At 72.7% G+C, this 16,976-nt stretch carries 16 protein-coding genes; 8 read left to right on the plus strand and 8 right to left on the minus strand.

Annotated elements, in window-relative coordinates; all coding sequences use genetic code 11:
• Nucleotides 1–82 precede the first annotated feature (82 nt).
• A complete protein-coding gene (locus ASC60_RS32440; protein ID WP_055557264.1) occupies nt 83–1,036 on the plus strand; it encodes a GlxA family transcriptional regulator in 954 nt (317 codons plus the stop codon).
• 170 nt (nt 1,037–1,206) lie between these two features.
• A complete protein-coding gene (locus ASC60_RS32445; protein ID WP_055557265.1) occupies nt 1,207–2,022 on the plus strand; it encodes a bifunctional 2-polyprenyl-6-hydroxyphenol methylase/3-demethylubiquinol 3-O-methyltransferase UbiG in 816 nt (271 codons plus the stop codon).
• Between the two features lie 295 nt (nt 2,023–2,317).
• On the opposite strand, the gene ASC60_RS32450 is transcribed toward ASC60_RS32445, so the two are convergent.
• Both ASC60_RS32450 and ASC60_RS32455 read right to left on the minus strand, forming a co-directional pair.
• Nucleotides 2,318–3,115 carry a thioesterase family protein gene (locus ASC60_RS32450; RefSeq protein ID WP_234357228.1) on the minus strand — a complete coding sequence of 266 codons (798 nt, stop codon included), beginning with the start codon at nt 3,113–3,115 and terminating at the stop codon, nt 2,318–2,320.
• A gap of 392 nt (nt 3,116–3,507) precedes the next feature.
• Entirely contained in the window at nt 3,508–3,864 is a 357-nt protein-coding gene (locus tag ASC60_RS32455; RefSeq protein ID WP_055557267.1) for a MerR family transcriptional regulator, read from the minus strand.
• Nucleotides 3,865–3,959: 95 nt separating this feature from the next.
• On the opposite strand from ASC60_RS32455, the gene ASC60_RS32460 reads away from it, so the two are divergent.
• The 5 genes from ASC60_RS32460 to ASC60_RS32475 all read left to right on the plus strand — a co-directional run bounded on the left by ASC60_RS32460 (nt 3,960) and on the right by ASC60_RS32475 (nt 9,468).
• The gene (locus tag ASC60_RS32460) at nt 3,960–5,093 is read left to right on the plus strand and encodes an NADH:flavin oxidoreductase (protein ID WP_055557268.1); all 1,134 of its coding nucleotides are present in this window, start codon (nt 3,960–3,962) and stop codon (nt 5,091–5,093) included.
• 117 nt (nt 5,094–5,210) lie between these two features.
• Entirely contained in the window at nt 5,211–5,471 is a 261-nt protein-coding gene (locus tag ASC60_RS32465; protein WP_055557269.1) for an RNA-binding protein, read from the plus strand.
• Between the two features lie 118 nt (nt 5,472–5,589).
• Complete coding sequence (locus tag ASC60_RS32470) at nt 5,590–6,954, plus strand: DUF2993 domain-containing protein (RefSeq protein WP_063787255.1); 1,365 nt, start codon at nt 5,590–5,592, stop codon at nt 6,952–6,954.
• Nucleotides 6,955–7,214: 260 nt separating this feature from the next.
• Nucleotides 7,215–7,343 carry a hypothetical protein gene (locus ASC60_RS43830; protein WP_267892844.1) on the plus strand — a complete coding sequence of 43 codons (129 nt, stop codon included), beginning with the start codon at nt 7,215–7,217 and terminating at the stop codon, nt 7,341–7,343.
• A gap of 76 nt (nt 7,344–7,419) precedes the next feature.
• Nucleotides 7,420–9,468, plus strand: coding sequence for an ABC transporter ATP-binding protein (locus tag ASC60_RS32475; RefSeq protein WP_107097230.1), 2,049 nt, complete (start codon nt 7,420–7,422; stop codon nt 9,466–9,468).
• A gap of 178 nt (nt 9,469–9,646) precedes the next feature.
• Here ASC60_RS32475 and ASC60_RS32480 read toward each other — a convergent pair whose 3' ends face one another.
• From ASC60_RS32480 to ASC60_RS32505, 6 genes are all read right to left on the minus strand, one after another.
• A complete protein-coding gene (locus tag ASC60_RS32480) occupies nt 9,647–10,387 on the minus strand; it encodes a response regulator transcription factor (protein ID WP_055557270.1) in 741 nt (246 codons plus the stop codon).
• 106 nt (nt 10,388–10,493) lie between these two features.
• Entirely contained in the window at nt 10,494–11,912 is a 1,419-nt protein-coding gene (locus ASC60_RS32485; protein WP_055557271.1) for a cell wall metabolism sensor histidine kinase WalK, read from the minus strand.
• Complete coding sequence (locus tag ASC60_RS32490) at nt 11,909–12,649, minus strand: response regulator transcription factor (RefSeq protein ID WP_055557272.1); 741 nt, start codon at nt 12,647–12,649, stop codon at nt 11,909–11,911. The genes ASC60_RS32485 and ASC60_RS32490 overlap by 4 nt, the downstream gene beginning before the upstream one ends.
• 78 nt (nt 12,650–12,727) lie before the next feature.
• On the minus strand, nt 12,728–13,852 hold the full coding sequence (locus ASC60_RS32495; RefSeq protein ID WP_055557273.1) for a S1C family serine protease: 1,125 nt from the start codon (nt 13,850–13,852) through the stop codon (nt 12,728–12,730).
• A 100-nt stretch (nt 13,853–13,952) separates the two neighbouring features.
• Complete coding sequence (locus ASC60_RS32500; RefSeq protein ID WP_055557274.1) at nt 13,953–14,975, minus strand: LacI family DNA-binding transcriptional regulator; 1,023 nt, start codon at nt 14,973–14,975, stop codon at nt 13,953–13,955.
• Nucleotides 14,976–14,998: 23 nt separating this feature from the next.
• On the minus strand, nt 14,999–15,835 hold the full coding sequence (locus ASC60_RS32505; protein ID WP_055557275.1) for a response regulator transcription factor: 837 nt from the start codon (nt 15,833–15,835) through the stop codon (nt 14,999–15,001).
• Between the two features lie 264 nt (nt 15,836–16,099).
• Between ASC60_RS32505 and ASC60_RS32510 the strand changes: the two genes are divergently transcribed.
• Nucleotides 16,100–16,972 carry an alpha/beta hydrolase gene (locus ASC60_RS32510; RefSeq protein ID WP_079038779.1) on the plus strand — a complete coding sequence of 291 codons (873 nt, stop codon included), beginning with the start codon at nt 16,100–16,102 and terminating at the stop codon, nt 16,970–16,972.
• The last annotated feature ends 4 nt before the right edge of the window (nt 16,973–16,976 follow it).

The following is a 16,976-nucleotide window of genomic DNA, read 5'->3' on the forward strand; positions in this document are numbered from 1 at the left end:
AGCTTTGCCGGTGCGTGCGGGCGTCGGGCCGACCGTGTCTAGAATCCTGTGATCCCTGTCTTTCGGACACCAGGAGTGGCTGATGCGCCGCGTGGTCGTGATCGGTTACCCGGACACCGAGCTGCTCGACATCTCCTGCCCGGCAGACGTGTTCGACGGGGCCACGCGCTTGGGCGCGGCACCTGGATACCGGGTCGAGCTGGTCTCGCTCCGTGGCCTGCCAGTGCGGACGAGCTGCGGCCTGACCCTGGCCGCCGGCGCCCTGGAGCGGGTCGGCGGCCGACTGGACAGCGTGGTGGTGGCGGGCGGGCCGGGGCATGAGGCCGCTGCCGAGGACGCCCGGCTGCTCGTCCACCTGCGCCGGCTGGCCGGGCTCAGCCGTCGGGTGGTCTCGGTGTGCACGGGCGCCACCCTGCTGGCCGCGGCCGGGCTGCTGGACCGGCGTCGGGCGACCACGCACTGGATGTGGGCGGCGGAACTGGCCGCCCGGTACCCGGCCGTCACCGTGGACCCTGCGCCGCTGTTCGTCTCTGATGGCAACGTCCATACCTCAGCGGGCGTCACCAGCGCGATCGACCTCTCGCTTGCCCTGGTGGAGCAGGACCACGGCTCGGCCCTGGCCCGCAAGGTGGCCCGGTCGCTGGTCGCGTACCTGCAGCGGCCGGGCAATCAGGCGCAGGTGAGCATGCACCTGGCGGCGCCGCCTCCCGAGCACCGGCTGATTCGGAAGGTCTGCGGACACATCACCGCCCATCTGGACGCCGACCTCGACGCTGCCACACTGGCGCGAATCGCCGGGGTGAGCCCGCGTCATCTCATCCGGCTGTTCGCCGCGGAGCTTGGCACCACGCCCGCCCGGCACGTGCGCGCCGTGCGCACCGAAGCCGCCGCCCAGCTGCTGACGGCCACCAGCCTGCCGCTCACCACCATCGCCCGCCAGTGCGGACTGGGAACCGCCGAGACGCTGCGGCAGGCCTTCGCCGATCTGTTGGCAACCACGCCGTCGGCGTACCGGCGGGCGGCCCGGCACGGCTGAAGTCCTGTGGCGCAAGGCGATGAGTGAGCAGACGGGTTGGGCGGCCGGCCCAGTCACCGGCTCCGGGGAGCCCGCGCCCCGCCGACCGGGACCCGCGTCTGTCGGGGGCGGGCGCCGGGCGCGGAAAATCCGGATGAGATCCGGAAGGGACACCCACTACCGTCCGGGCCATGACGGACGACTGGCTACGGCGCAACCGCGCGAACTGGGACGACCGGGTCCGGGTCCACGCCGACAGTGACTTCTACGATCTGCCCGGGTTCCGCGACGGCGCCTGCACCCTGCGCGGCTTCGAGCTGGACGAGCTGGGGGACGTCAGCGGCAAGCGGCTCGTCCATCTCCAGTGCCACATGGGTCAGGACACGCTGTCCTGGGCCCGCCGCGGGGCGGCGCATGTGACCGGGCTGGACTTCTCCGAAGCGGCCATACGGACGGCGCGCCAGCTGGCCGAGGACCTGGCGCTCGATGGGCAGTCGCGGTTCGTCACCGCGGATGTGTACGACGCGGCGGAAGCCCTGCGCGGCGAGCGGTTCGACGTCGTGTACACCGGGCTCGGCGCGCTGTGCTGGCTGCCCGACCTCCCGCGCTGGGCGCGCGTCGTGGCCGGGCTGCTGGACGACGGCGGGGTGCTGTACCTCGCGGAGTTCCATCCGTTCACCGAGGTGCTGGGGGACGACGGCAAGAGCGTCGAGGTGGACTACTTCGACGAGCGGGGCACGACGTGGGACGAGCCGCACACGTACACCGATGGCCCGCCGCTCGCCCACACCGTCTCCGTCCAGTGGCAGCATCCGCTGGGGGCCGTGGTGACCGCCCTCGCCCAAGCCGGGCTGCGGATCGAGTTCCTGCACGAGCACGCCACCACCCTCTTCCAGCGCTACCCGGTGCTGGAACGGACCGGCCCCGCCCAGAACCCCGTGTTCCGCTTTCCGGCGGGGCACCCCCGGCTGCCGCTGATGTACTCGATCCGCGCGACGAGGTGGTGACGCTGCGGGTACTCACGGCGGACGACTGGCCGCTGTGGCGGGAGGTGCGGCTCGCCGCCCTCACCGACGCGCCGCACGCGTTCACGTCCACGCTCGCGGGCTGGCACCGGGGCGGCGAGGAGCGGTGGCGGGCCCGTCTGGAGATGCCGGGCGCGTTTCACGTCGTCGCCCTGCTGGACGACCGGGCCGTCGGCGTGGCGGGCGGGGTGCCCGGGGAGGGCGGGGTGCGGGAGCTGCGATCGGTGTGGGCCGGCCCCCGAGGCGCGCGACGGCGCGACCGGGCAACGGGTGATGGTCAAGGCGCTTCGCCCGGCTGCGGCCGGACCGTGAGGATCTGCTGGGCGTGGCCCACCGGGCCGCTCAGGTCGTGCAGGACGGTGCTGGTGATGCCCTGGCCGGTGGCGCCGAAGGCGACCGTGGTGTCCAGACCCGTCCAGCGGCCCTCGGGCCGGCGGTGGAGGTGGATGGTCAGGTCGACGTTGGGGAACATCCAGGCGGTGGGCGGCTGGCGGACGGCGATGCCGTTGGCGGTGTCGACGAGGGCGACGTAGGACGCCAGCGGGCTCGCCGGCTCCCCGGCGACGAGGTCCAGCCCGGTGGAGAGCCAGACGGTGGCGCGGCCCGGCTGCGGCGGGGTGACCGGGCGGGTGTCCAGGGAGGCGATGTAACCGCCGGGCCAGACGCTGGACATGGCCCAGGGCGCGAGCGCGTCGGGCGGGGTGAGGCGGTCGGCGCCGCCGCCCGCGACCGCGGTGGTGTCCAGGGTGGTCAGGAGCCAGGCGCGGGCCCGGACCACCGCGCGGTCCGCTATGAGCACGGTGGCTTCGATGAGTTCGATGGTGCGGCCGGGCCGGATGGTCTCCACCCGGATCTCGCACTCCTCGAGGGCGAGGCGTCCGAGGATGTCGAAGCTGATGCGGCTCAGCACCATGCCGGAGGCGTCCGGACGGCGCCCGGCCAGGTGGCGGTCGATGGCGTGGACGATGAGGCCGCCGAGCGGGCTGAAGTGCTGTTCGTCGGTGGCCCACGCACCGCCGACGTGGCCGGTGGGCTTGTAGCGGTGTGCGTCGGTGCGCTCGAAGTAGCTGTCCAACGGGTCCCTCCTCGGCGGTCGTTGACGGATACAACCATAGGCGTACGGCGCGCGGCCGCGGCATCAGGCCAGGCGTTCCACCAGCAGGAACCCACCGATGACGATCACCAGGACAGACGATCACCAGGACACCGGAGGCCCGGGTGACCGCGCGGACCGCCGACGGCCGGGGCCTCGGCACGGTGCGGGCCAGGACGCCGACGGACGCAGCGGCTGTTCGGCGACCCCGGTCACCTGCCGCGCGTCGTCACCCGCGAACTGTCCGCCTTCCAGCGGCCGTACGACGAACGGCCGGCCACGCTCCCCGGTGTGCAGCCGCTCGGCTCGGCCCTGGTCATGAAGGCGGTCGTGGAGGACCGGGCACTCCCTTTGTGACTGCTCGGGCCTGGTGACTACCCGGGCGCGCAGGCGTGGATCTTCGTGTTGGTGATGACGGCGTCGAGCCGGTCGCGGGCCTCGGCCAGGGCGCCGATCTGGCGCTCGATGCGTTCGCGCTCGGCCAGCAGCAGTTCCATCATCTCCGGGGTCGCCGCTCCCGTGTCGACGCACGGCATGAGCTGCACGATCGTCCGGCTCGGCAGGCCCGCCGCGAACATCTGCCGGATCAGGCGGACGCGGCCGACCGCGCTGTCCGGGTAGTGCCGCTGACCGCTGGCGCTGCGCTTCGAGTGGAGCAGGCCCTGTTCCTCGTAGTAGCGCAGTGCCCGTACGCTCACGCCTGCCTTGGCGGCGAGTTCACCGATGCGCACCCGCGGCTCCTCCCTGCGATATTTGCCCCTGACGTCAACGTCAGGTTTTAGCTTAGCTCCGCGAACCAAAAGGTCCTGCTTCGAGGAGCATTCACGTGTCTGCCAACAGCACCGCCGCCGACCGCGCGGCTCAGACCCTGTCCCGCCCGTTCACCCTGGGCGGGCTCACCGTGCCGAACCGGATCGCGATGGCGCCGATGACGCGAGCGTTCTCGCCGGACGGCGTCCCCGGCGCCGATGTGGCGCAGTACTACGCGCGCCGGGCGGCCGGTGGAGTCGGGTTGATCATCACCGAGGGGACGTACGTCGGTCACCCCTCGGCGGGGGACAACGACCGGGTGCCGCGCTTCCACGGGGAGGACGCGCTGGCGGGCTGGAAGGACGTGGTGGACGAGGTGCACCGCGCGGGCGGCCGGATCATGCCGCAACTCTGGCACGTGGGGGCGACCCGCGCCGAGGGCTCGGGCCCGGTCCCGGACGCCCCGACGGTCGGCCCGTCGGGCATCGGCCTGGACGGCGGCCCGGCCGGCCGGGCCATGACCCAGGACGACCTGGACGCCGTGATCGCCGCCTTCGCCGAGGCCGCGGCCGCCGCCGAGCGCACCGGCTTCGACGGCATCGAACTCCACGGCGCCCACGGCTATCTGATCGACCAGTTCCTGTGGGAGCGCACCAACCGCCGCACCGACGGCTACGGCGGCGATCCGGTCGCCCGTGCCCGGTTCGCCGCCGAGATCGTGGCCGCGTGCCGGAAGGCCGTCTCCGCCGGCTTCCCCGTAGTCCTGCGCACCTCGCAGTGGAAGGCGTTCCACTACGACGCGCGGCTCGCCGGGACCCCGCAGGAGCTGGAGGCGATCCTCGCCCCGCTCGCGGAGGCCGGGGTGGACGCCTTCCACTCCTCCACCCGCCGGTACTGGGTACCGGAGTTCGAGGACTCCGACCTCAACCTCGCGGGCTGGACGAAGAAGCTCACCGGCAAGGCCACCATCAGCGTCGGATCCGTCGGCCTGGACAAGGAGTTCGACCCCGCGATGTTCGAGGGCGGGGCCGCTCGGAGCGGGGTGGCGGGCATCGAGAAGCTGCTGGACCGGATGGAGCGGGACGAGTTCGACCTCATCGCGATCGGCCGCGCCCTGATCGCCGACCCGGAGTGGGCCCGGAAGGTCCTCACCGGGGACACCGGGGCGCTCGTCCCCTTCGCCACCGAACAGCTCCAGACCCTGCACTGAGCCCGGGCGGGTAACCGGTTCGGCCCAAGCGCGATGGCCCGCTTTCCACCTCGCTGCGACGATTGACCCGATTGGCGCCACCTTGACGGCGTCCCGGATCAGGCAGGAGAGCGGGTCATGTCGAAGCGGCTGCATGTGGGCAATCTGAGCTACCAGACCACGAAGGAGGACCTGGAGAAGCTGTTCGGGCAGTTCGGCGAGGTGATGGACGCGACCGTCATCACCGACCGGGACACCGGGCGCTCACGGGGGTTCGGATTCGTGGAGATGGCGGACATGGAGGCCGAGAAGGCCATGGCCCAGCTGGATGGACAGCAGATGAACGGACGGGCCGTCACCGTCACCGAGGCACGGGCGGTTTCGCGCGGCGGGCGGTGAACGGGGCGGGGGACGACGGGCGAACGGTACGGCGGCGGACGCCGCGTGAGCGTGCCGTTCGCCACGTATCGCCGCTAGGACTTGCGGGCGGAGCAGTGTGGCGTGGTGGTATTGACCGATGCGATCCCCCACACGCATATCTTCACCTCGTCCCCAGAATTCCCACAACGACTCGGGTCGCGATGACGCGCGGAAGCGCCCCGGCGACGCGCACGACGACGGCGTACGCGACGACGCGCACCGCGACGTGCACCCCGTCCCGTACAGCAACCCGTACGAGGAACTCGCCGAGCTGGCCGACCCGTACGACCCGGAGGACCCGCTCGGCCTCGGGATGAAGCCGGACGACGACGACACCTCCGACCTCGGCGGCGGGGGCGGCGGCCCGGGCGGAGACGGCGGCGAGCCGTGGTCTCCGCCCGACCACGGCCGCTCCCGGCGCGGCCGGCGGCGCGGGCGCGGGCGCTTCAAGGCGGTGCCGCTCACCGTGAAGCTGGTCATCGGCGTGCTGGTGCTCGCTGCGCTGGCGGTGCTGGCCGACCGGTGCGCCGTGATGTACGTGGAGCGCAAGGCGGAGGCCGCGCTGCAGAAGAAGCTCAAGCTGGCCACCGCCCCCAACGTGACCATCCACGGCTTCCCGTTCCTCACCCAGGTGCTGGACAAGAAGCTGGAGAAGGTCGACGTGGCCGTGCCCGACGTGGCGGCCGACCGGGTCTCGCTCGCCAAGGTGAACGTCCAGGCCGAGGGCATCCGGCTGAACGCCGACCTGCCCACCTCGATCAAGGGCGCCGTGGTGGAGCGCATGAAGGGCAACGTCCTGCTGGCCTTCGAGGACCTGGACCGGGAACTGGGCGCCTCCCAGGTGCGGTTCCGGGCGTACGGCCCCAACTCGGTGCGCGCGGACGGCAAGCTGCCGGTCGCCGGGCAGAACGTGTCGCTGCACGCGATGGCCCACATCCAGCGCCAGGGAGACCGGGGGATCTCCACCGAGGTGACGGACATGCGGCTGGACATTCCCGGGATCGCCACCTACCGGCCGGGCAAGGACGCCGGGCTGCGGCTGCACCCCAAGGCGGCCAAGCAGATCAGCGAGGACACCGCGAAGGCGAGGGCGCTGCTTCAGGTGCCGTCGGTGGCGGAGCGGCTGGGGATCGCTCCCGAACCGGCCGGCCGGGCGCGGACCGACGACCGGCAGCTGGACAAGATCACCGGGTCGCCGGAGTTCGTGCCCGCGCTGACGAAGGTCAACCTCGTCGACGTGACGAACGAGCACCCGGAGCTGGTCAAGAAGCTCGGCATCGATCCGACCGTGGCCGCCGCGCTGACCAAGTACAAGCTGCCGGAGTTGTCGGAGAAGCTGTCGCTCTCCTTCCAGCTTCCGGAGAAGGCCAAGGGCATCAAGATTCAGAACATCGGTGTGGAACCGGACGGGATCGTGGCCGATCTGACCGGCACCAAGATGGGATTCGGCAAGAGGCCGTAATTCCCCTGGCGAGGTGACCCGTCGAAGGGGCCGGTGGCGACATGCCACCGGCCCCTTCGTCATGGACGCACCCGGCCGCGCGGCGGTTCCGGCGATCGCCTGAGAAATCCGTCAGACGGTTCTGGGCAAACACACAGTCGAGTCCGAACTGGTCCACGGAAAGCGTTCCTAATGTTTTCCGTGTCGAAGCCGAACGGCCCAGAAAAGAGGGCCGAATGGCATCGGCACAGGAAACCGAGAATTCCCGAGAGGAAAACATCATGAGCTTCAAGAAGATCGCCCCGGTCAAGCCCGCCCGCAAGCCCGAGCCGGGCAAGAAGCACCACCCGAAGCCGGGCGCCCCGAAGCCCCCGCACAAGAAGCAGCCCCGTCGCCCCATCGGCGGCTGAACCACCCCCTGAAGGCGGGCCCGTGGCAATCGCGCCACGGGCCCGCCTCGGCCGTTTCCGGACCCGGGAGACCTCCATGACCTCACCACCACCCCCGTACGACGACCAGGCCACCATGCGGCTGCGCATGGTCGTGACCGATCCCGTCACCGGCAGCGGCCGGCACCGGCTTCCCGGGCGGCCCCGCCCGTACGGCCGCCACCAGCGGGCGGTGCAGCCGCTGCCCGAGGAGTACGCGTACGTCCCCGCCCCCCTCTCCGTCCCCGCCCCCGCCCACGCCCCCGTACCCGTCTCCGCGACGGCGGACGGCGAGGAGGCGGAGCAGGCCACTCCGCAGCTTCCGGCGCGGCTGGCGTTCCGCCGGTTCTGGCCGCTCACCAAGGGCGACCGCCGCTGGATCGTGCTGATCTGCGTCTGTGTGATCGCCGCGGCGCTCGCCGAGACCGCCGCGATCCTGCTCTTCTCCGACCTCACCGACAACGCCCTGCGGCAGGGGTCGCTCGGCGCGTTCTGGAGCCCCGCGGCGCAGTGGCTCGCGGTCGCCGTCCTCGGCGCGGGCGTCGGCTACGCCGGTAACTCGCTCGCCGTCTGGACCGCCGAGCGCTTCGTGATGCGGTTGCGGGCCCGGGTCTTCGGGCACGTCCAGGATCTGCCGCCGCACTTCTTCGCCCGCCACCGCCAGGGCGATCTGCTGGAACGGCTCACCGGGGACATCGACGCCATCGAGCAGATGGTGGTGTCCGGGGCGGTGGGCACCGTATCGGCGATCTTCAGCACCGTCTTCTTCTCCGTCGCCGCCCTCACCCTGCGCTGGGACCTGGCGCTGGCCACCTTCGTCCTCGCGCCGCTGTTCTGGCTGGCCGCCCGGCGCTTCTCCGGCCGCGTCAAGTCGGTCGCCCGGGAGGAGCGGGTCGCCGACGGCGCCATCACCTCGGTGGTCGAGGAGTCCCTTGGACACGTCGTGCTCACCCAGGCCTACAACCGCAAGGCCGCCGAGGAGGACCGGCTGCGGCGTGAGGCGTCGGCGTGGATGCGGGCCTCGGTGTCCGGGGCGCGGATGAGCGAGCTGTACGAGCAGCTGGTGGAGGTCATCGAGACGCTGTGCGTGCTCGCCGTCATCGGACTCGGTGCCTGGGAGATCTCCCAGGACCGGATGACGATCGGCCAGATGCTCGCCTTCGCCGCCTTCCTCGGCTACCTCTACCCGCCGGTCCGCAACCTCGGACAGCTGGGCCTGACCCTCACCGCCGCGACCGCGGGCGCCGAACGGCTGCTGGAGGTCCTGGACGCCGAACCGGCCGTACGCGACCCCGCGCCGGGCGCGGCCGTCGCGCCGTGGCGGGTGCACGGCACGGTGGAGTTCGACCGGGTCGGCTTCCGGTACCCGGGCGCCGAACGGCCGACCCTGGCCGGGGTGTCGCTGACCGCGCGGCCGGGTGAGTTCGTGCTGATCACGGGGGCGAGCGGGGCGGGCAAGTCGACCGTCTCCAAGCTGCTGCTGCGCTTCTACGACCCGGACGAGGGCTACGTACGGCTGGACGGCGTGCCGCTGCGCGCCCTGCCGCTCGGCTTCCTGCGCGAGCACGTGACCCTGCTGCCGCAGGAGACGCTGATCCTGCACGACACGATCCGCGAGAACATCGCGTGCGGGCGCCCCGGGGCGAGCGGCCACGACATCGTCCGGGCCGCGCGGGACGCGGCCGCGGACGACTTCATCCGCGCCCTGCCGCAGGGCTACGACACCCGGATCGACCCGCATACGGCCCAGCTCTCCGGCGGTCAGCTGCAACGGATCGCGATCGCGCGGGCGATGCTGCGCAACGCGCCGGTACTGGTCCTGGACGAGCCCACCACCGGCCTCGACGCGCTGGCCGCACGGCGCGTGGTGCGGCCGCTGCGGCGGCTGATGGCGGGCCGTACGACGATCATGATCACCCACGACCTCAACCTGGCCCCGGACGCCGACCGCGTCCTGGTCCTCGACCACGGCCGCCTGGTGGAGACCGGCACCCACCACGAACTGCTCGCCCGAGGCGGCGTCTACGCCCGCCTCCACGGCTCCCAGAACGGCTCCCCGGCCGACACCGGCTCCCACCCCACGGCCCATCTCGGCCCGTCCCTCTGACGGGCGCCGGCGTCCCTAGTGCCGCGTCAGCCAAGGTTCACCCCGCTCGCCGCCCTGGCACGGCCATCTGCGGCGTTGCCGAATCGACCGAGTAGGCCCACTACGAGGCCGATCCGGCGCCTTGCATCTGACCGCACCAGGACGCCTCGCTACCGGGCAAACCCTGACTGACGCGGCACTAGTCCGCGCGCAGCATGTACCCCACGCCCCGCACCGTGTGGACCACGCGCGGCTCGCCGCCCGCCTCCGTCTTGCGGCGCAGGTACATCACGTACACGTCCAGCGTGTTGGACGACGGCTCGAAGTCGAAGCCCCAGACGTCGCGGAGGATCGCGGCGCGGCTGAGGACCTGGCGGGGGCGGGACAGGAAGAGCTTCAGCAGGGCGAATTCGGTTCGGGTGAGGTCCAGGCGGCGGCCGGAGCGGGTGACCTGGCGGGTGAGGGTGTCCAGGGTCATGTCCTCGAAGGCCAGTCGCGCGCCCGGCTCCGGGCGCGCCGGGGCCCGCCAGGGAGAGGGCACAGCGGCGGGCGGAGCGGACGGGGCGGTGCGGCCGCGGCGCAGCAGGGCGCGGACGCGGGCCAGCAGTTCCTCCACCGCGTAGGGCTTGACGAGGTAGTCGTCGGCGCCGTTGTCGAGGCCGACGATGCGGTCGCCCACGGAGCCCCGCCCGGTGACCATCATGATCGGTACGGTGCGGCCGGAGGCCCGGAGGCGGCGGGCGACGGCCAGCCCGTCCAGGCCGGGCATCATCACGTCGAGCAGCACCAGGTCGGGCGGCTCCTCATCGACGCGGCGCAACGCCGCCGGGCCGTCCTCCGCCGAGTCGACCTCGTAGCCCTCGAACCGCAGGGCTCTGCCGGTGGCTTCGCGTACCGAGGGCTCGTCGTCCACGACCAGGATCCGGGAAGTCTCGCGCATGGGCGTAAACCTGATGCCCGTTGCTGTGCGTCCGCTGGGTCCGGCATGTCCGCGGGCTGAGAAGGGCCCGCGGAGGGCGGCGGAGGGCCACGGAGGGCCGAGAACGTCAGGGACCGAGTTCGGGCGGGGCGGTGGGGGCGCCGGGGAGGCGGAGCCAGGCGACGGTGCCGCCGCCGGGCGCGGGCCGCAGGCCCACCTGGCCGCCGCAGCTCTGGACGGTACGGGCCACGATCGACAGCCCGAGCCCGGAGCCGGGCAGGCTGCGGGCGGACGGGGAACGCCAGAACCGCTCGAAGACGTGCGGGAGTTCATCGTCGGGAATGCCGGGGCCATGGTCCCGCACCGTCAACTCGCCCGCTCTGAGCGCGACGTCGATGACACCACCCGAAGGGCTGAACTTCACGGCGTTGTCGAGGAGGTTGACCAGGGCCCGTTCCAGGGCGGCGGCCTCGCCGCGTACGTACCAGGGCTCGATCGAGGCGTCGAGGGTCAGCCCGGTACCCCGCAGCCGGGCCCGCCGCAGGGCGGTGTCCGCGATCTCGTGCAGCGCGACCACCTGGAGCGGCCCGCTGCCGGGCAGCGCGTCCGGGCGGGACAGCTCCTGCAGATCGCCGATGAGCGCCGCCAGTTCGGTCATCTGCGCCTTGACGCTGCTCATGAGCGCCTTGCGGTCCTCCGGCGGCAGGGCGCGGCCGGTCTCGTCGCTGCGGGCGAGGAGTTCGACGTTGGTGCGCAGCGAGGTGAGCGGGGTGCGCAGCTCGTGGCCCGCGTCGGCGATCAGCTGCTGCTGGCGGTCGCGGGAGGAGGCGAGGGCGGCGGTCATGGCGTTGAACGAGCGGGACAGCCGGGCGATCTCGTCGTCGCCCTCGGCGGGGATGCGGACGGCCAGGTCCTCGGTGCGGGCCACGTGCTCCACGGCGTGGGTCAGCCGGTCCACCGGTTTCAGCCCGGTCCGGGCGATCCACAGCCCGGCCGCCCCGGCGCCGACGACGCCGATACCGGCGACGAGGGCGAGGACGAGCGCGAGCGTGTTCAGGGGGTCCTGGATCTCGCTGAGCGGGCGGGCCATGGAGACGGCGATACCGCGCGGCAGCGGGCTGTCGGGGCCGCCGGAGGGCCGGTAGGTGAAGACGCGCATGCCGCGGCCGTCCGCGGCGGTCGCGTCGTGCAGCGCGGCCGGCCGCTGTCCGGTGGCGACCGCCACGTCGTCGGCGCTGACCGGCAGCTCCGTCGCCCCGGGCTGGGGGCAGCGGTTGCCGTCGGGCAGGACGATCTGCACGGAGTACGAGCCGAGGGCGCGCGGGGTGTGGCCGTCGGCGCCGTCGGGGTTCTGGCACGCGTCGAGGATGCTCACCACGTTGCGCTCGTCGACCTTGACGTTGCGCAGCGACGAGTCGAGCTGGGCGCTGAGCTGTTCGCGCACGATCAGCCAGCACGCGAACGCCGACGCCGCGACCGCGACCGCCACCGCCACCGCGGTCAGCAGGGCCAGCCGCGAACGCAGCGGGAGCCCGCGGAACCTCACGACGGCTCGCCCTCCGCCGACCGCAGGACGTACCCCACGCCGCGCACCGTGTGGACGAGCCGCGGCTCCCCGGCCGCCTCGGTCTTGCGGCGCAGGTACATCACGTACACGTCGAGCGAGTTGGACGACGGCTCGAAGTCGAAGCCCCATACGGCCTTCAGGATCTGTTCGCGGGTGAGGACCTGGCGCGGATGCGCGAGGAACATCTCCAGCAGGGTGAACTCGGTGCGGGTCAGCTCCACGCGCCGCCCGCCCCGGGTGACCTCGCGCGTCGCCAGGTCCATCCGCAGGTCGCCGAAGGACATCGTGTCGTCGTCGGCGACCGGCGCGCCCGCCGCGGCCGCGTACGAGCTGCGGCGCAGCAGGGCGCGGATGCGGGCCAGCAGCTCGTCCAGCTCGAACGGCTTGACGAGGTAGTCGTCCGCGCCCGCGTCGAGGCCGGTGACCCGGTCGCCGACCGTGTCGCGTGCGGTGAGCATCAGGATGGGCACGGTCACGCCGGTGGCGCGCAGCCGCCGGGCGGCGGTGAGCCCGTCCATGCGGGGCATCAGCACGTCGAGCACGATCAGCTCCGGGTCGTACGTACCGGCCTTCTCCAGGGCGTCCACTCCGTCGACGGCGGTGCCGGTCGCGTAGCCCTCGAAGGCGAGGCTGCGCCGCAGCGCCTCGCGGACGGCCGGCTCGTCGTCGACGATCAGGATGCGGGCGGGCTGATCGCCGTGGTCGGCGGGGCTCATGGATCGGTTTCCTTAAACGGTGGGCGGGGCGGGGAGCGATGCTGTCAGCCTCGCACGGCCGGCCGCTGCCGGGGCGGCTCAGCTGTTGCCGGTGCCGCCGCTGCCGCCGTCGCGCAGGGCGGAGAGGTCGGACTTGACGGTGTCGACCGGGATCGAGAAGCCGAGCCCGATGCTGCCCGTGCTGCTGCTCTGGCCGGAGGCCGGGGCGTACATGGCGGAGTTGATCCCGATGACCTGGCCCTTCATGTTGATCAGCGCGCCGCCGGAGTTGCCGGGGTTGAGCGAGGCGTCGGTCTGGATGGCCTTGTACGTGGTCGTCGACCGGCCGACGTCGCCGTTGTAGCGGCCGCCGCCGAACTCGAAGGGCCACTGGCCGCCGCCGTCCTGCTGCTGCCCCTGGCCCTCGTCGGTGGAGACGGTGACGTCGCGGTCGAGCGCGGAGACGATGCCGCTGGTCACGGTGCCGGTCAGCCCCTCGGGCGAGCCGATGGCCACGACCTGGTCGCCGACCTTGACCTGGCTGGAGTCGCCGAGGGACGCGGCCTTGAGGCCGTGTCCGCCCCGCACCTTGATCAGGGCCAGGTCCTTGCCGCTGTCGGTGCCGACGACCGACGCGCTCTTGGTGCTGCCGTCGCTGAACCTCACCTTGATCGAATCGGCGCCGGAGACCACGTGGTTGTTGGTGATGATCTCGCCGCCGCTGGTGACGATCACGCCGGAGCCGGTGGACTCGCCCTGGGCGGACGTCGCGCTGATCTCCACGATGCTGGGGCTCACGGCGGCCGCCACGGCGGACACGCCGCTGCCGGCGCTGCTGGAGCCCGCGTTGACCACCGGGGTCGAGACGGTCGTGTCCCCCCGGTCCGCCACCTGGCCGACCAGGGTCGCCGTACCGCCGCCCACCAGCGCCGAGACCACCGCCACGGCGGCGATGAGCCCGGCCGGCCGGGAGAGCCGCCGCCTGCGGCGGCCACCACCGCCACCGGGGTGCGGTATCGCCGCGGTGTCCCCGCCACCGGGGCCGCCGGGGCCATCGGGGCCGCCCGGGTCGCCGGTTCCGCCGCCCGGCCACACGGTGACCCCGGACGGGGTGGTCACCGGCGTCCGCGGCTCATGGGTGGGCGGCGGCGGGTAGGCCGCCGCGCCGCCGAACGCGTAGGGAAAGGGCTCGTGGTCGCCGCTACGGCGTGGGCTGTCGGTCATGTCTATGACTGTGCGGCGGAAGTATGAGAACAGGCTGAGGACCTGCTGAGAAGCAGGGCAGAAGTCGGTATGCCCGGTATAAGGAAGCCCGGTGCCGGCGCTACGAACAGCCGCAGGAGCGCCGCACCACCAGCGCGGAGGGGAACTGCCGCATCCGCTCCCGGCGCGAGACCGCCAGCCGAGGCCCGTCCTCCAGCACCAGGTCGACCGCGGCGCGCGCCATCGCGGGCCGGTCGGAGCCGACCGTGGTCAGCGGCGGATCGGTCAGCCCCGCCTCCTTGACGTCGTCGAAGCCCGCGACCGCCAGCTCCCCGGGGACGTCGATGCGCAGCTCACGCGCCGCCCGCAGCACCCCGAACGCCTGGTCGTCGGTGGCGCAGAAGATCGCCGGGGGCCGGTCGGGGCCGGCCAGCAGGCCGAGGGCCACCTGGTAGGCGTCGTACCGGTTGTACGGGGCCTGGAACAGCCGCCCCTCCGTGGACCGCCCGGCCTCCCGCATCGCCCGGCGCCACCCCTCGACGTGGTCGGTCACCGGGTCGCCGACGGTCGGGGTTATCTCGGTGCCGCCGAGGCAGGCCACATAGGGGTGGCCGTGCTCCAGCAGATGGCGCACCGCGAGCTGGGCTCCGCCGACGTCGTCCAGCACCACGGCCACGTCGTCGATCGCCTCGGGCCGCTCGTGCAGCAGCACCACCCGGGCGTCCCACGCCTCGATCTCGGCGGCGGCGTTCTCGCTGGGGCCCTGGCTGATGAGGATCAGCCCGGACACCCGCATCCCCAGGAAGGCGCGCAGATAGTGCACCTCGCGCTCGTCCAGGTAGTCGGAGTTGCCGACCAGCACCATCTTGCCGCGCTCGGCGGCGGCCTGTTCGACGGCGTGCGCCATCTCGGCGAAGAACGGCTGGCGGGCGTCCGGCACGATCAGCCCTATGAGGTCGGTCCGCCGGCTCGCCATCGCCTGGGCGACCCGGTCGGGCCGGTAGCCCAGCTCCTTGATCGCGGCGAGTACCCGCTCGCGCGTGGCCGGGGCGACCGGCCGGGGTCCGTCGTTGATGACGTAACTGACGACCGCGGTCGAGGTCCCCGCCAGCCTTGCCACATCATCCCGCGTCACCTTGGCCACGCGCGAATTCTACGCGGGTCCAGCTAGGTCTTGACCGGTCGTGCGGGCCCCGCTTCGCCGGCGGACCGCGCACCGCCTCCGGACGGACCGGACGGACCTGAGCCGGTGGCCTCCCGGGACGCGGGTCCGGTCTCCCGGGACGCCGTCCGGGCGCGGTCCTCCGCGGCGGCCCGCTCGGCCCGCTCGACCTTCTCCGGGGTGACGAAGCGGTAGCCGACGTTACGGACGGTCCCGATCAGCGACTCGTGCTCCGGGCCCAGCTTGGCCCGCAGCCGCCGTACGTGCACGTCGACCGTGCGCGTACCGCCGAAGTAGTCGTAGCCCCAGACCTCCTGCAGCAGCTGCGCCCGGGTGAAGACCCGGCCGGGGTGCTGGGCGAGGTACTTCAGCAGCTCGAACTCCTTGAAGGTGAGGTCGAGCACCCGCCCCTTCAGCTTGGCGCTGTAGGTGGCCTCGTCCACCGACAGATCGCCGTTGCGGATCTCCATCGGGCTGTCGTCCGTGGTGATCTGCTGGCGGCCCATGGCCAGCCGCAGCCGGGCCTCGACCTCGGCCGGGCCCGCGGTGTCCAGCAGCACGTCGTCGATGCCCCAGTCGGCGGTGACGGCGGCGAGCCCGCCCTCGGTCACCACCAGGACCAGCGGACAGCCGGGGCCGGTCGACCGCAGCAGCTGGCACAGGCTGCGCACCTGCGGCAGATCACGGCGGCCGTCGATCAGGATGACGTCGGCACCGGGGGTGTCCACCAGGGCCGGGCCCTCCGCCGGGGCGACCCGCACGCTGTGCAGCAGCAGGCCGAGAGCGGGGAGCACCTCCGTCGAGGGCTGCAGTGCGTTGGTCAGCAGCAGGAGGGAACTCATCGTCCACCACCCGCCCCGGCCGTGATGGTGATGATGTGCACGCTTCGCTCGCCCATTGCCTCGGTTTCCTCCTCGGTCCCTGCGAGAGGGGGGCACCTCCCAGGCTCCGGCCTGGGGGAGTCTGCGGCTACTACTTCGTACGGTTCTGCTCGCCCCCCGGGGCAAACGCGCGTCTCAGTGCTCAAACGCGCGCGGTGCCCCTGAAAGCACAAAAGGACCCGGGGGCGACATTGCCCGGATCCTTCACCCAGCAGAATAACCCACATGACACCCGGTGGAGAGGCTGAATCCGCTCGTCGTTTCCTTCCCCCGGCCGCCGCGGGCGCTCGGAGAGCCACGCTGCTCACCGAGGACGGGGTCCCGATCGAGACCCGCTACGAGCCTTCCCCGGCGGGCGGCGGTCCATCCGCCGGGGCGCCTGTGATCGTGGTCGCGCACGGTTTCACCGGCGCCCTGGAGCGGCCCGCGCTGCGCCGGGTGGCGTCGGCGTTCACGCAGCGTACGGCCGTGATCACGTTCTCCTTCCGGGGTCACGGCCGGTCCGGCGGGCGGTCCACGGTCGGCGACCGGGAGGTGCTGGACCTGGCGGCCGCGGTGCGCTGGGCCCGGGAGCTGGGCCACCGGCGGGTGATCACGGTCGGCTTCTCGATGGGCGGCTCCGTGGTGCTCCGCCATGCGGCGCTGTACGCACGGAACAAGCCCGATCCGGATGAGGAGCGCGAGGGGCGCACGGGGGCGCACGCCTCGGGGGCGGACGCGGTCGTCGCCGTGAGCGCGCCCGCGCGCTGGTACTACCGGGGGACGGCCCCGATGCGCCGCGTCCACTGGGCGATCACCCGGCCCACCGGCCGGCTGGTCTCCCGCTACGGGCTGCGGACCCGGATCGACGCCCGCGGCTGGAACCCGGAGCCGCTGCCGCCGGTGGCGGCGGTCCCCCGGATCGCGCCGACGCCGCTGCTGATCGTGCACGGCGACCGGGACCCGTACTTCCCGCTGGACCATCCACGGATGCTGATGGCGGCGGCGGACCGGGCGTCCACGGAGCTGTGGATCGAGCCGGGCTTCGGCCACGCGGAGACGGCGGCCCCGGCGGAGCTGCTGGACCGGGTCGCGGGATGGGCGCTGGCCCACACCTGACCCG

Source organism: Streptomyces sp. NBRC 110028 (genome assembly GCF_001417735.1).
Classification (GTDB): domain Bacteria; phylum Actinomycetota; class Actinomycetes; order Streptomycetales; family Streptomycetaceae; genus Streptomyces.